The organism is Mycolicibacter nonchromogenicus (assembly GCF_002101775.1).
In the GTDB taxonomy this organism is placed as follows: Bacteria; Actinomycetota; Actinomycetes; order Mycobacteriales; family Mycobacteriaceae; genus Mycobacterium; species Mycobacterium nonchromogenicum.
This window is the reverse complement of the sequence record NZ_LQPI01000033.1, coordinates 16,852-30,003: the sequence shown is the minus strand read 5'-3', so window position 1 is coordinate 30,003 and position 13,152 is coordinate 16,852. Positions and strand designations below refer to the sequence as shown.

Below are 13,152 nucleotides of genomic sequence, written 5' to 3'. Positions count from 1 at the left end.
ACCCTCAGGTCATGCCGCACGTAATTACCCAGGCGTGTTGTAACGACGCGTCGTGTGTGTTCGCCTGCCCGGTCAACTGCATTCACCCCACACCGGACGAGCCCGAATTCGCCACGTCGGAGATGCTCTACATCGACCCCGATGCGTGTGTGGACTGCGGGGCCTGCGTGCGCGCGTGCCCGGTCGACGCGATCGTCCCGCACACCAAGGTGATGACCGAGCAGTTGCCGTTCGTGGAGATCAACCGGTCGTTCTACCCGGAACGACCTGCTGGGGTGAAGCTGCCGCCGACCTCCAAGCTGGCGCCCATCCTGCCGGCCGCCGAGCTGCACCAGCGCGGCAAATATCCGCTGACCGTGGCGATCGTCGGTTCCGGGCCGGCGGCCATGTACGCGGCCGACGAACTGCTGACCCAGCAGGGCGTGCTGGTGAACATGTTCGAGAAGCTTCCCACCCCTTACGGATTGGTCCGTGCCGGCGTGGCACCGGATCACCAGCGCACCAAACTGGCCACCCGGTTGTTCGACGAGATCTCGCAGCGCCGCGGTTTCCAGTTCTTCCTCAACGTCGAGGTCGGCAAGCATCTGAGCCACACTGACCTGCTGCAACACCACCACGCCGTGCTCTACGCCTCAGGCGCGCTGCACGACAAGCGGCTCGAGATCGACGGGATGGGTCTGCCCGGAACGGGCACGGCGACCGAGATCGTCGGCTGGTACAACGGTCATCCCGAGTTCGCAGATGTGCCGGTCGATCTCAGCTGCGGCCGGGTGGTGATCGTGGGCAACGGCAACGTCGCCCTCGACGTGGCACGCATTCTCACCGCCGATCCGGACCGGCTGGCCCGCACCGACATCGCCGATTACGCGCTGGCGGCGCTGCGCGACTCGGCGGTATCGGAAGTGGTGATCGTCGCCCGGCGTGGTCCGGCGGCTTCTGCGTTCACACTGCCCGAACTGGTGGGGCTGACCCAGACCGCCGAGGTGGTCCTCGACGCGCAGGATCATGCTCGGGTGCGCGAGGACCTGACGAAGGTTCACGACACTTTGACTCGGCAGAAGCTGGAGGTATTGAGCAAGCTGGGCGATGCCTCGGCGCCGATCACTCGCCCCCGGATTCGATTCGCCTTCGAGTTGACCCCGGCGCGGGTTCTCGGTGATGGCCGGTGCAGCGCAGTGGAGTTCACCGTCACCGGAACAGACGAGGTGCAGCGCATCGAGGCGGGAATGGTGCTGTCATCGATCGGCTACCACGGCACGCCCATCGCCGACCTGCCGTTCGACGAGGCCGCCGGCGTCGTCCCGAACGAGGGCGGCCGCGTGATCGACCCGGCGACCGGCGAGCGAATCCCGGGAGCCTACGTCTCTGGCTGGATCAAGCGCGGTACCAATGGGTTTATCGGCTCCAACAAGGCGGACTCGCTCAAGACGATCCAGACGCTGGCCGCCGACTACAACGCAGACCTGCTGACCGAGCCGATCGCTGGACCCCGGGCAATCGCCCGGCTGGTGCATGAGCGTCAGCCCGACGTCATCGACGCCGCCGGCTGGAAGGCCATCGACAAGGCCGAGATCGTCCGCGGCGAAGCGCAGGACCGGCCGCGGGTGAAATTCACCCGGGTTCCCGACATGCTCGAGGTGGTCAAGGATCACGCGGATCTGCCGCTGTTGCAGAACCTGCTCGCCGCATTGCGGCGGCACTGAGTTTCAGTCGCACACTCGCGCCGAGCCTGCAATCAGACCAGAAATTCGCCGCGCAGAGTCTCGCCCTGATTACACGTTCGGCGCAGTGGCGCCGGGCTGACCCAGCGGGTCAGGCCGTGGTGACGTGTTCCCAGCCCGCAACGGATTCCGCGCTGCGCGGCGGAGGCCCGACGTAGATCGCCGACGGGCGCACCAGCTTGCCCAGTCGCTTCTGCTCCATGATGTGGGCGCACCAGCCCGCGGTGCGGCCACAGGTGAACATCGCCGGCATCATCGCCGGGGGCACCTCGGCGAAGTCCAGGATCACCGCCGCCCAGAACTCCACGTTGGTCTCGATTGCCCGGTCGGGGCGACGTTCCCGCAGCTCGGCCAGCGCCGCCTGCTCCAACGCCGCGGCCACCTCGAAACGCGGCGCCGCCAGTCGCTTGGCGGTGGCCCGCAGCACCCGGGCGCGCGGGTCCTCGGCCCGGTACACCCGGTGCCCGAAGCCCATCAGCTTCTCGCGCCGGTCCAGGATGCCCTTGACCACCGCGCGTGCGTCACCGGTGCGTTCGGCCTCGGCGATCATCGGGATCACCCGCGCCGGGGCGCCGCCGTGCAGCGGGCCGCTCATCGCGCCGATCGCACCGGACAACGCTGCGCCGACGTCGGCGCCGGTGGAGGCGATCACCCGGGCGGTGAAGGTCGAAGCGTTCATGCCGTGTTCGGCCGCCGACACCCAGTAGGCGTCGATCGCCTCGGTGTGCCGCGGGTCCGGCTCGCCACGCCAGCGGGTCATGAACCGCTCGGTGATGGTGGAGCAGCCGTCGATCGTCTGCTGCGACACCGCAGGCTCTTCGCCCCGAGCCGACTGCGCGACGAAGGACAGCACCATCACCGACGCGCGGGCCAACTGATCGCGGGCGGTGGCGTCGTCGGTGTCGAGCAACGGACCAAAGCCCCACTGCGGCGCAAGCATCGCCACCCCGGCCTGGGCGTCGACCCGGACGTCGCCGGTGCGAATCGGCACCTCCAGCGGTTCGGCGGGCGCCAGCGGACGGCTGAAGTCTCCGTCGACCAGCAGGGCCCACACATCGCCGAAGCCGACCCGGCCGGCCAGGTCCTCGATGTCGACACCGCGGTAGCGCAGCGCGCCGCCGTCCTTGTCCGGTTCAGCGATTTCAGTGGTGAAGGCAACCGTGCCTTCCAAACCGGGGACAAAGTTCTCCGGGACCGCAGCAGTCATGCCTGGGATTCTTCCACCTCGGCGCCCGGCGATGGCTACCGGCCGGTAACGACAGCTGGTCTGCGGCGGGGCGTAGCGTTGGGCGGTGCACAGGACGGGCCCCGACAACGAGCACTTGGCGGCGATGCGAGTGGAATACCAGGAGAAGGACAACAGCGGCGACCTCGACGCGGACTGGCTCGAGGCAGGCTGGGAGGTTTTGCTGCGCAACTGGATCGGCGACGCCGAGCGCGCAGGGATCGCCGAACCCAACGCCATGGTGCTGGCGACCGTCGACGCCGGCCGCCCGGTCAGCCGCTCGGTGTTGTGCAAGAACCTCGACGAGCACGGTGTGACGTTTTTCACCGACTCCGACTCCGCCAAGGCGGCCGAGCTGGCCGCGACCCCCTACGCATCGGCGACATTTCCCTGGTACCAGCTGGGCCGCCAAGTCCACATTCGTGGACCGGTCACCCAGCTCGACGAGTCGGTCAGCGCCGAGTACTGGGCGCATCGGCCGCGGGCATCCCAGTTGGGCTTCTGCGCATCGCAGCAGTCGCAGCCGATCGCGTCGCGCGCCGCACTGCTGCAGCAATTGGAGGCGGTGACAGCGCAATTCGCCGACGCCGAGACGATCCCGGCACCGCCGAACTGGCGTGGGTACCGGATCGCCCCGGAAGTGGTGGAGTTCTGGCAGGGCCGGGAAGGCCGGTTGCACAACCGGATTCGGGTGATCGGCGGGCGGGTGGAGCGACTCCAGCCGTGAGTCCGGTACCGCCGCGGTGAGTATTTTCGCCGACACCACACCGTTGCGCAGCCCCGACTTTCGGCGGCTGTGGATGGCCGGCATTCCCACCGTCATCGGGGCGAACCTGACCATCTTCGCGGTGCCGGTGCAGATCTACGCGCTGACCCGAAGTTCGGCCTACGTCGGACTGGCGGGCCTGTTCGCGCTCGTGCCGCTGGTGGTCTTCGGTCTGCTCGGCGGGGCATGGGCCGACGCCATGGACCGCCGCAAGCTGCTGATCATCGCCTCCTGCGGGCTGGCGGTGGCCTCACTGCTGCTCTGGATCCAGGCCGCGGCCGGCGTCGACAACGTCTGGGTAGTGCTCGTACTGCTGGGCGTGCAGCAGGGGTTCTACGCGGTCAACGCCCCGACTCGATCCGCGGCGATCCCGCGACTGGTGGCAGGCAGGGATCTGCCCGCCGCCAATTCGCTGAACATGACCGTCATGCAGTTCGGGGCGATCGTCGGGCCGCTGTTGGCCGGGCTGCTGCTCGGCTGGGTGGATCTGTCCACCCTGTACCTGATCGACGCGGCGACCTGCATCTTCCCGATCTGGGCAACGGTCCGACTGGTGCCCATGCCACCGCTCGAATCGGCCGGACCATCCAGCTTCGGGATCGCGGCGGTGCTGGACGGGTTCCGTTACCTGGCCGGCAACACCGTGGTGCTGATGTCGTTCGTCGTGGACCTGATCGCGATGATCCTCGGGATGCCGCGGGCGCTGTTCCCGCAGATCGCCAGCGCGGACTTCGGCGGTCCGATCGAGGGCGGCACCACCATGGCGCTGCTGGCGGCGGCCATGTCGGCTGGAGCGGTGCTCGGCGGGGTCTTCTCGGGATGGCTGCCGCGGATCACCCGTCAAGGCCTGGCGGTCGTGGCCGCGATCGTGGTCTGGGGAGTGGCCATGATCGGCTTCGGGCTCGCGGTCGGACACGGGGGAGGGCACGCGGGCCGTGCGCTGTGGGTGGCGCTGCTGTTCCTGGCGGTCGGTGGGGCCGCGGACATGGTGTCGGCGGCGTTCCGCTCAACGATGCTGCAACAGGCCGCTTCCGACGAGATCCGCGGGCGGCTGCAGGGGGTGTTCACCGTGATCGTCGCGGGTGGCCCGCGGCTCGCCGATGCCGTGCACGGCGCCGCCGGCGCGGTGGTCGGGACGGCCGCGGCGTCGGCCGGCGGCGGGGCGCTGGTGGTGGTGGGCGTGGTGATCGCGGCCCTGGCGGCGCCCGCATTCCTGCGTTATCGGCGGCCCGGCGAGGTACACCGAGGGCCGCCACCGTAGCGCAGATTGGAAGCTACCTCGCCCCCGGGCGGGCGCGTCGGCCAGGAACCGACTACCTTTTCCTAGTACACGCCCAATCTGGTCAGCCTGAAGCGCAAAGGGGTACTCCGTGGCCGCAACTGATGACACCGCCACTCTCCGGTATCCGGGCGGCGAGCTAGAACTGCCGATCGTTGAGGCGACCGAGGGGTCCGACGCTCTCGCCATCGGTTCGCTGCTCGCCAAGACCGGCTACACCACGTTCGACAACGGCTACGCCAACACCTCGCCGGTCAAGAGCGCCATCACCTACATCGACGGGGACGCGGGCATCCTGCGCTACCGCGGCTACCCGATTGAGCAGCTGGCCGAGAAGTCGACCTTCATCGAGGTCAGCTACCTGCTGATCTACGGCGAACTGCCCACGTCTGACCAGCTGGCCGCGTTCACCGGCCGGATCCAGCGGCACACCATGCTGCACGAGGACCTGAAGCGGTTCTTCGACGGTTTCCCGCGCAACGCCCACCCGATGCCGGTGCTCTCCAGCGTGGTCAACGCGTTGAGCGCCTACTACCAGGACTCGCTGGACCCGTCGGACAACGACCAGGTGGAGCTGTCGACCATCCGGCTGCTGGGCAAGCTGCCCACCATCGCCGCCTACGCCTACAAGAAGTCGGCCGGCCAGCCGTTCCTGTACCCGGACAACTCGCTGACCCTGGTGGAGAACTTCCTGCGGATGACGTTCGGTCTGCCGGCCGAGCCCTACGAAGCCGACCCCGAGGTGGTCCGCGCCCTGGACATGCTGTTCATCCTGCACGCCGACCACGAGCAGAACTGCTCGACGTCGACGGTGCGGCTGGTGGGCTCCTCGCGGGCCAACCTGTTCACCTCGATCTCCGGTGGCATCAACGCGTTGTGGGGCCCGCTGCACGGTGGCGCCAACCAGGCGGTGCTGGAGATGCTCGAGCAGATCCGCGACCAGCAGGACGGCAACGTCACCGACTTCGTTCGCAAGGTCAAGAACCGCGAAGACGGCGTGAAGCTGATGGGCTTCGGCCACCGGGTCTACAAGAACTACGACCCGCGGGCGCGCATCGTCAAGGAGCAGGCCGACAAGATCCTCGGCAAGCTCGGCGGTGACGACGAACTGCTCAACATCGCCAAGGACCTCGAAGAGGCCGCGCTGACCGATGACTACTTCGTCGAGCGCAAGCTCTACCCGAACGTCGACTTCTACACCGGCCTGATCTACCGGGCGATCGGCTTCCCGGCCCAGATGTTCACGGTGCTGTTCGCGCTGGGCCGACTGCCCGGGTGGATCGCGCACTGGCGTGAGATGCACGACGAGGGCGACAGCAAAATCGGCCGTCCCCGCCAGATCTACACCGGCTACACCGAGCGTGACTACGTCGGCATCGGCGGCCGGTAACTCCATGACGAATTCGGGCAAGCCGCAGATCACCGTTCCGACCGGCCCGGCGCCCGCCGACCTGGTCATCGAGGACATCGTCGTCGGGGAAGGCCCCGCGGCCGTCCCCGGTGGGGTCGTCAACGTGCACTACCTCGGCGTCGACTACGACACCGGCGCGGAGTTCGACAGCTCCTGGAATCGCGGCGAATCGCTGGAATTTCCGCTGGACGGCCTCATCGCCGGTTGGCAGGACGGCATTCCGGGCATGAAGGTGGGCGGCCGGCGTCAGCTGGTGATCCCGCCGGAGCTGGCCTACGGACCAGACGGAACCGGACACCCGCTGGCCGGTAAGACCCTGGTCTTTGTGATCGACCTCCTCGGCACCCGCTGAGTGCGTGCCCGGCTGATCACAGCGGCGCTGGCAGCGGTCCTGCTGGCCGGGATCGGTTACGGCCTGGCCGAACGTGCGCACCGGCCCGGCGCTGCTGCGCAGCCCGCCGCCGCGCCGGCAGCGCCGGCACCGGTGTCGGTGATCCGGCGCGGCAGTGAATTCACCCTGACCGGCGACGTCGCCGATCCGGCAGCCAAGCGAGAACTGCTGGACGCCGTGATCGCCTCAAGCGACGACGTGACCGTCGTCGACCTGCTCCGGGTGACGCCCACCGCGGCGAACATCGACTTCACCGGTGCCGCACCGGTATTCGAGGCGGCTGCGGGCATCGGCGATTTCAGCGTGGAGATCACCGGCGACACGGTGACCCTGCGCGGGACCGCGGCGAAGGCCGATGAGGGGGACGCGGTGCAGTCCGCGGCCGAAGACGCCTGGACGCGGGCCCACATCGTCAATGACCTGGCAACCGGTTCGCAGCGCGGGGAAAAGCCCTCCGAGAACGACTGATCGCCGACGCAGGTTCGGTCAGCGCGGCGGTGGCAGCCGCAGCATCAGGCGTGCCCCGCCCAACGGGCTTTCCTCCAAAGACGCTGTGCCGCCGTGAAGTTCGGCTTGTTGCGCCACCAGGGCCAGTCCCAGGCCGGAGCCCGAATGCGAGGCTGTCGACCCGCGGGAGAACCGCTCGAAGACCACGCGACGCTCTTCCTCTGGCACCCCGCCGCCGTTGTCGTCGATGGCGATCTCCACCCCGTCGCGCGAGGTGACCGCCGACAACTGCACCTCGGTTGCGCCACCGTGCTTGACCGCGTTGGCGATCGCGTTGTCCACGGCCAGCCGCAATCCGGCCGGCAGCCCGACGATGATGCAGGTCGGTGACGGCACCAGCGAGACATTCAGGTCGGGGAAGACCCGCATGGCGTCATGCGCCGCCCGGTCGAGCAGATCGGTGATGTCGACCGGAACGTGGTCGTCGGAGGTCGACAACTCGCCCTGCGCCAGTCGCTCCAGGGCCGACAAGGTCGCCTCGATGCGCGTCTGGGTCCGCACCACGTCGTGCAGAACCTCCTTGCGCTGGTCGTCGGGCAGGTCCAGGGTGGTCAGCACCTCGAGGTTGGTGCGCATCGCGGTCAGCGGGGTCCGCAGCTCGTGGGAGGACACCGCGGCGAAGTCGCGGGCGGAGGCCAGCGCCTCTTTGGTCCGGTCCTGCTCGGTCCAGATCCGCTGCAGCATGCCGCGCATCGCCTCGGCGATCTCCACCGCCTCGGTGGCGCCGCGCACTTCGATGTCGGGCCGCTCATCGCCGGCGTCGATCGATCGCGCCTGCTGTGCCAGCCGTCGCAGCGGCCGGACCGCGAAGGCGGTCAGCAGCCAGCCCAGCAGCGCGGCCGCCCCGATCGCGGCTGTGCAGAGCAGGATCACCCGTCGGTGCAGGTTGTTGGTGTCGGCAAGGGTGGCGTCGTAGGTGGCGCCGACGGCCAGTGTCCGCGGGCCCGGTCCGGGAATGTCGACGGTGCGAACCCGGTAGCGCACGCCGTCGATCTCGGTGTCGGCGTAACCCGGCGGCAGCTCCGGCAGCACCACCGCGGAGTTCGACGTCACTTCGTTGGCCCGCCGCAGCGTGATCACCGCGTCGGTGCCGCCGGCAGACCGGGGCAGTTCACCCAGGCCGATCAGCGGGACGGTCAGACCGGCCGCCTCGTCGAGGCGGCGGTCCAGCCAATACTTGCGGTCGTTGGTGATACCGACCCACACGATGGCGCCGATGATGACCGTCACGATCGCGGTGCCGATCGCCGTCGCCAGCATCACCCGGGTCCGCAGCGACGGTGTTCGGGCGAACACGCGCCGCAACAGCTTCATGACATTCATGCCGGCCCTCACTGCGTTCGCAGCACGAAGCCGACCCCGCGCACGGTGTGCAACAGCCGCGGCGCGCCACCGGCCTCCAGCTTGCGGCGCAGGTAACCGATGAACACGTCGACCACGTTGGTGTCGGCGGCGAAGTCGTAGCCCCAGACCAGCTCGAGCAGCTGTGCGCGCGACAACACCGCGGTCTTGTGCTCGGCGAGCACCGCCAACAGGTCGAACTCCCGCTTGGTCAGGTCCACGTCGACACCCTTGACCCGGGCCCGCCGGCCCGGGATGTCGACTTCCAGCGGACCCACCGTGATCGTCTCGGAGGAGGAGCTGGCCGCCGACCCGCGCCGGCGCAGCATCGCCCGAACCCGCGCCACCAGCTCGGCGAGCACGAACGGCTTGACCAGGTAGTCGTCGGCGCCCGCCTCGAGCCCGGCCACCCGGTCGTCGACCGAACTGCGCGCGGACAACACGCAGACCGGCACGTCGTCACCCATGGCCCGCAATGCCGTCACCACGCTCACGCCGTCGAGCACCGGCATGTTGATGTCGAGCACGATGGCGTCGGGACGGGTTTCCTTGGCGCTGCGCAACGCTTCGGCGCCGTCGGCGGCCGTCGCCACCTCGAAGCCGGACAAGCGCAGTCCACGTTCCAGCGAGGCGAGCACGTCGGAGTCGTCGTCGACGACCAAGACTCGGGGCGAGGCAGCGGCGTTGTCCATGCACGCCATTTTGCCTGAACGTGGGGCTCTGGCGGGGGATGTGCCGCGGGTCGGCGCCATCGATCGCGCCGATCGCAAGCGCGACGGAGTCGGGTGCGGCGGGTCGGCGCTGTCGCATCTAGGGTCGAATCTGTGACCTCGGCATCAGCGCTGCGCAGCCTGTTGCCCTACCTGCGGCCCTACCGGGCACGGTGGATCACCATGGTGACGGCGGCGGTGCTCTGCCTGGGCGCCGCCGTGGTGATCCCACTGATGACCAAGGCCGTCATCGACGGGCCGGTGCTGCACCAGGACCAGCGCGGCTTGTGGACGCTGGGCACCGCGGCGACTGCGCTCGGGGTCCTCGAGGCGCTGCTGTGGTTCGTACGGCGCTGGCTGATCGCACACGGCACCATGGGCGTGGAAGCCGATATCCGCAAGGACCTGTACGCCCGGCTGCAGATTCTGCCGCTGACCTTTCATGGCCGCTGGCAGTCCGGACAGCTGCTGTCGCGGATCATGAACGACCTGTCGGCCGTGCGGCGCTTCCTGTCGTTCGTGGTGGTGTTCCTGGTGCTCAACACGGTGCAGATCATCGTGGTGACGACGATTCTGTTGGTGCTCTATTGGCCGCTGGGTGTGGTGGTGACCGCGTCGATCTTGCCGGTGATGCTGGCCATCGGGCACTTCCGGCGCCAGTACACCCGGCTCACCCGCCAAGCCCAGGATCAGGCCGGCCAGGTGGCCACCGTGGTCGAGGAGTCCGCGGTGGGCCTGCGCACCATCAAGGCGTTCGGACGCGAGGACTACGTGTTCGACCGTTTCGACCGCCAGGCCGCGAAGCTGCGCGACCTGGGCGTGGAGAAGGTGGTGGTGTCGTCGAAGTTTTGGACGCTGCTGGAAGTGATCCCGAACTTCACCCTGATCTCCGTGGTGGCGTTCGGCGCGTACGCCGCCGGGCACCAGCTGGTCACGATGGGCACCCTGGTCGCGTTCATCACGCTGATGCTGTCGCTGATCTGGCCGTTGTCGGCGCTGGGCTTTCTGCTGTCGGCCACCCATGAGGCCATGACCGCCGCCGATCGGATCACCGAGATCTTCCGGGCGCCCATCGAGATCACCGACGGGGAGGACGACCCGGTGCCGCCGTCGGGCCGGCTGGAGCTGCGCGACGTCGGATTCCGGTTTGCCACCGAGGCGGATCCCGCCGCTTCGACTGCGCCCTGGGTGCTGCGCGGGGTCAACCTCACCGTCGAGCCCGGCGAGACCGTCGCGTTGGTGGGCGCCACCGGCTCCGGGAAATCGGTGCTGGCGATGCTGCTCTCGCGGCTCTACGACGTGACCGAGGGACAGATCCTCATCGGCGGGCGTGACATTCGGACGCTGACGCTGGCGGCGCTGCGCTCGGCGGTGGTGACCGCCTTCGACGACCCCACGCTGTTCTCCATGTCGGTGGCCGAGAACCTGCGGCTGGGGCGCCCCGATGCCGACGAGGCGGAGCTGGCGCGTGCTCTGGCAGTGGCGTCGGCGGATTTCGTCTACGACCTGCCGTACGGGCTGGACACCCGCATCGGGGAGCAGGGGATGAGCCTGTCCGGTGGGCAGCGCCAGCGGCTGTCGTTGGCCCGGGCGCTGGTGGCGGCGCCGACGATCCTGGTGCTCGACGACACGTTGTCGGCCCTGGATGTGCACACCGAGGCCGCCGTGACCGATGCGCTGCGGCGGGTGCTGGCATCCGGGCCGCAGCCGATCACCGGGCTGGTGGTGGCCAACCGGGCATCCACCGTGGCACTGGCCGATCGGGTGGCGCTGCTCGAAGAGGGGACCATCACCGCGGTCGGCACCCACGCCGAGCTGCTGGCCACGGTGCCGCGGTACCGCCACCTGCTGGCGGCCGACGACGAGCTCGACGACGGCGCGGAACACCTCGTCAATTGGGCGCAACGGTGACGGCCGAGCCGGGCCGGGCCGCGGCGCGGGCCCTGCTGTGGTCATTGCTGCGTCCCCACCGCGGCGCGGCGCTGCTGCTGAGCTTGGCCGTGGTGGTGGAAAACGCTGCCCGGCTGGCGGTTCCGCTGCTGGCGCAGCGGGGTATCGACCGGGGCATCCCGCCGATCGCCGCCGACGGGTCGACTCGGCAGCTGAGCGTGATCGTGATTGCGCTGGCGATCGTGGTGCTCACCCAGGCCGGCACCCGGATGGTCTTTCTGCAGTGGTCGGGCAAGATCGGCCAGCAGGTGCTGCTGGAGTTGCGCCGACGGCTCTTCCGGCATTTTCAGCGGCTGGACGTGGGGTTTCACGAGCGCTACACCTCCGGCCGAGTGGTCAGCCGGCTGACCAACGACGTCGACGCCATCCAAGAGTTGCTGCAGTCCGGGCTCGACGGACTGGTCAGCGCCGCGCTCACGATGGCAGGCACGGCGACGCTGCTCATCGTGTTGGACTGGCGGTTGGGCCTGATGTGCCTGACCGCCTTCCCGGCGCTGGTGGTGTTGCTGCGCTGGTTCCAGGACGAATCCGCCAAGACCTACACCGCCGTGCGCGAGCATGCGGCACGGGTGATCGTCCAGTTCACCGAGACCATGACCGGGATCAAGGCGGTCCAGGCCTACCGGCGTGAGGCCCGCAATCAGGAGATCTTCGCGAGCGTGGCCGACCGCTACCGGGCGGTGAACGAGAGGGCCTTCAAACTGGTGGCGATCTTTTCGCCGGGCATCAAACTGGTGGGAAACCTCACCACCGGCGTTGTGCTGCTCTACGGGGGCTGGCGAGTTCTGCACGGGCACATGACGATCGGGACCTTCACCGCGTTCCTGCTGTACCTGCGGATGTTCTTCGATCCGATGCAGGACATCAGCCAGTTCCTCAACATCTTCTCCTCGGCGACCGCCGCACTGCAGAAGCTGTCCGGGGTGCTGGCCGAAACGCCCGCCGTCACCGACCCACCCGGCCCGCCGACCGCTCTGAGCGCAGTGCGCGGCGAGATCGCCCTGCACGACGTGCACTTCGGCTACCGGGGCGGCAAGCCGGTGCTGGCCGGCCTGTCGCTGGAGATCCCGGCCGGCCAGACCGTCGCGCTGGTCGGCAGCACCGGCGCGGGAAAGTCCACCATCGCCAAGTTGATCGCCCGCTTCTACGATCCGGTCTCCGGAGCGGTGACGCTGGACGGCGTTGACCTGCGGGCGCTCACCCAGGCGACGCTGCGTCGTCACGTCGTGATGGTCACCCAAGAGAATTTTCTGTTCACCGGCAGCGTGGCCGACAACATCCGCTTCGGCCGACCCGACGCGACCGACGACGAGGTGGTTGCCGCGGCGACGAGCGTGGGCGCTGACGCGTTCATCACCGCCCTGCCCGACGGCTACCAGACCGACGTCGCCAAGCGCGGCGGGCGGCTCTCGGCCGGCCAGCGCCAGCTCGTGGCGTTCGCCCGCGCCTTCCTCGCTGATCCGGCGGTGCTGATCCTCGACGAGGCGACGTCATCGCTGGACATCCCCGGCGAGCGGATGGTGCAGAAGGCGCTGCGCAGCGTCCTGGCGCAACGGACCGCCCTGGTGATCGCCCACCGGCTCTCCACGGTCGAGATCGCCGACCGGGTGCTGGTGATCGAGGACGGGCGCATCATCGAAGACGGCGCGCCGGCCGAGCTGATCCGCGCCGAGGGCCACTACGCCGCCCTGCACGACGCGTGGCTGCGCTCCTTGGCCTGAAACGGCGGCCTCGAGCGCCTCGGAGCGGGTGAACGCCCCATGAATTTCACGGCGCCGACCTGCGACCTCGGGCCGGTGGGCGCAAAGATCCCGCAAACGCAGGACTTTCCCGGCAAATCGCCCACCTATG

At 68.8% G+C, this 13,152-nt stretch carries 11 protein-coding genes; 8 read left to right on the top strand and 3 right to left on the bottom strand.

Annotation, left to right across the window (positions count from 1 at the left end; translation table 11 throughout):
- Positions 1 to 11: 11 nt before the first annotated feature.
- Positions 12 to 1,703 (top strand): FAD-dependent oxidoreductase, encoded by a 1,692-nt coding sequence (locus tag AWC18_RS06450; RefSeq protein WP_085138138.1) that lies wholly within the window; start codon positions 12 to 14, stop codon positions 1,701 to 1,703.
- 109 nt (positions 1,704 to 1,812) lie between these two features.
- On the opposite strand, the gene AWC18_RS06445 is transcribed toward AWC18_RS06450, so the two are convergent.
- Positions 1,813 to 2,928, bottom strand: a complete 1,116-nt coding sequence (locus AWC18_RS06445; protein ID WP_064998626.1) for a citrate synthase 2 — start codon at positions 2,926 to 2,928, stop codon at positions 1,813 to 1,815.
- A gap of 85 nt (positions 2,929 to 3,013) precedes the next feature.
- Here AWC18_RS06445 and pdxH point away from each other — a divergent pair, with 85 nt between their 5' ends.
- From pdxH to arfA, 5 genes are all read left to right on the top strand, one after another.
- Entirely contained in the window at positions 3,014 to 3,673 is a 660-nt protein-coding gene (gene pdxH / locus AWC18_RS06440) for a pyridoxamine 5'-phosphate oxidase (protein ID WP_272937686.1), read from the top strand.
- A 16-nt stretch (positions 3,674 to 3,689) separates the two neighbouring features.
- Positions 3,690 to 4,973 (top strand): MFS transporter, encoded by a 1,284-nt coding sequence (locus AWC18_RS06435; RefSeq protein ID WP_085138137.1) that lies wholly within the window; start codon positions 3,690 to 3,692, stop codon positions 4,971 to 4,973.
- Positions 4,974 to 5,082: 109 nt separating this feature from the next.
- Positions 5,083 to 6,381, top strand: coding sequence for a citrate synthase (locus tag AWC18_RS06430; RefSeq protein ID WP_064998625.1), 1,299 nt, complete (start codon positions 5,083 to 5,085; stop codon positions 6,379 to 6,381).
- Positions 6,382 to 6,385: 4 nt separating this feature from the next.
- Entirely contained in the window at positions 6,386 to 6,754 is a 369-nt protein-coding gene (locus tag AWC18_RS06425; protein ID WP_064998624.1) for an FKBP-type peptidyl-prolyl cis-trans isomerase, read from the top strand.
- Positions 6,755 to 7,261 carry a channel-forming protein ArfA/OmpATb gene (arfA, locus tag AWC18_RS06420; RefSeq protein ID WP_064998623.1) on the top strand — a complete coding sequence of 169 codons (507 nt, stop codon included), beginning with the start codon at positions 6,755 to 6,757 and terminating at the stop codon, positions 7,259 to 7,261.
- Positions 7,262 to 7,279: 18 nt separating this feature from the next.
- Here the strand turns inward: arfA and AWC18_RS06415 are convergent, their stop codons facing one another.
- Together AWC18_RS06415 and AWC18_RS06410 are read right to left on the bottom strand one after the other, a co-directional pair.
- Positions 7,280 to 8,614, bottom strand: a complete 1,335-nt coding sequence (locus AWC18_RS06415; protein WP_064998641.1) for a sensor histidine kinase — start codon at positions 8,612 to 8,614, stop codon at positions 7,280 to 7,282.
- A gap of 17 nt (positions 8,615 to 8,631) precedes the next feature.
- Positions 8,632 to 9,333: a response regulator transcription factor gene (locus AWC18_RS06410; protein WP_109470409.1), complete on the bottom strand. Its 702-nt coding sequence runs from the start codon at positions 9,331 to 9,333 to the stop codon at positions 8,632 to 8,634.
- A 201-nt stretch (positions 9,334 to 9,534) separates the two neighbouring features.
- Between AWC18_RS06410 and AWC18_RS06405 the strand changes: the two genes are divergently transcribed.
- Both AWC18_RS06405 and AWC18_RS06400 read left to right on the top strand, forming a co-directional pair.
- Positions 9,535 to 11,262 carry an ABC transporter ATP-binding protein gene (locus tag AWC18_RS06405; RefSeq protein WP_234806448.1) on the top strand — a complete coding sequence of 576 codons (1,728 nt, stop codon included), beginning with the start codon at positions 9,535 to 9,537 and terminating at the stop codon, positions 11,260 to 11,262.
- On the top strand, positions 11,259 to 13,022 hold the full coding sequence (locus AWC18_RS06400) for an ABC transporter ATP-binding protein (RefSeq protein WP_234806441.1): 1,764 nt from the start codon (positions 11,259 to 11,261) through the stop codon (positions 13,020 to 13,022). The genes AWC18_RS06405 and AWC18_RS06400 overlap by 4 nt, the downstream gene beginning before the upstream one ends.
- The last annotated feature ends 130 nt before the right edge of the window (positions 13,023 to 13,152 follow it).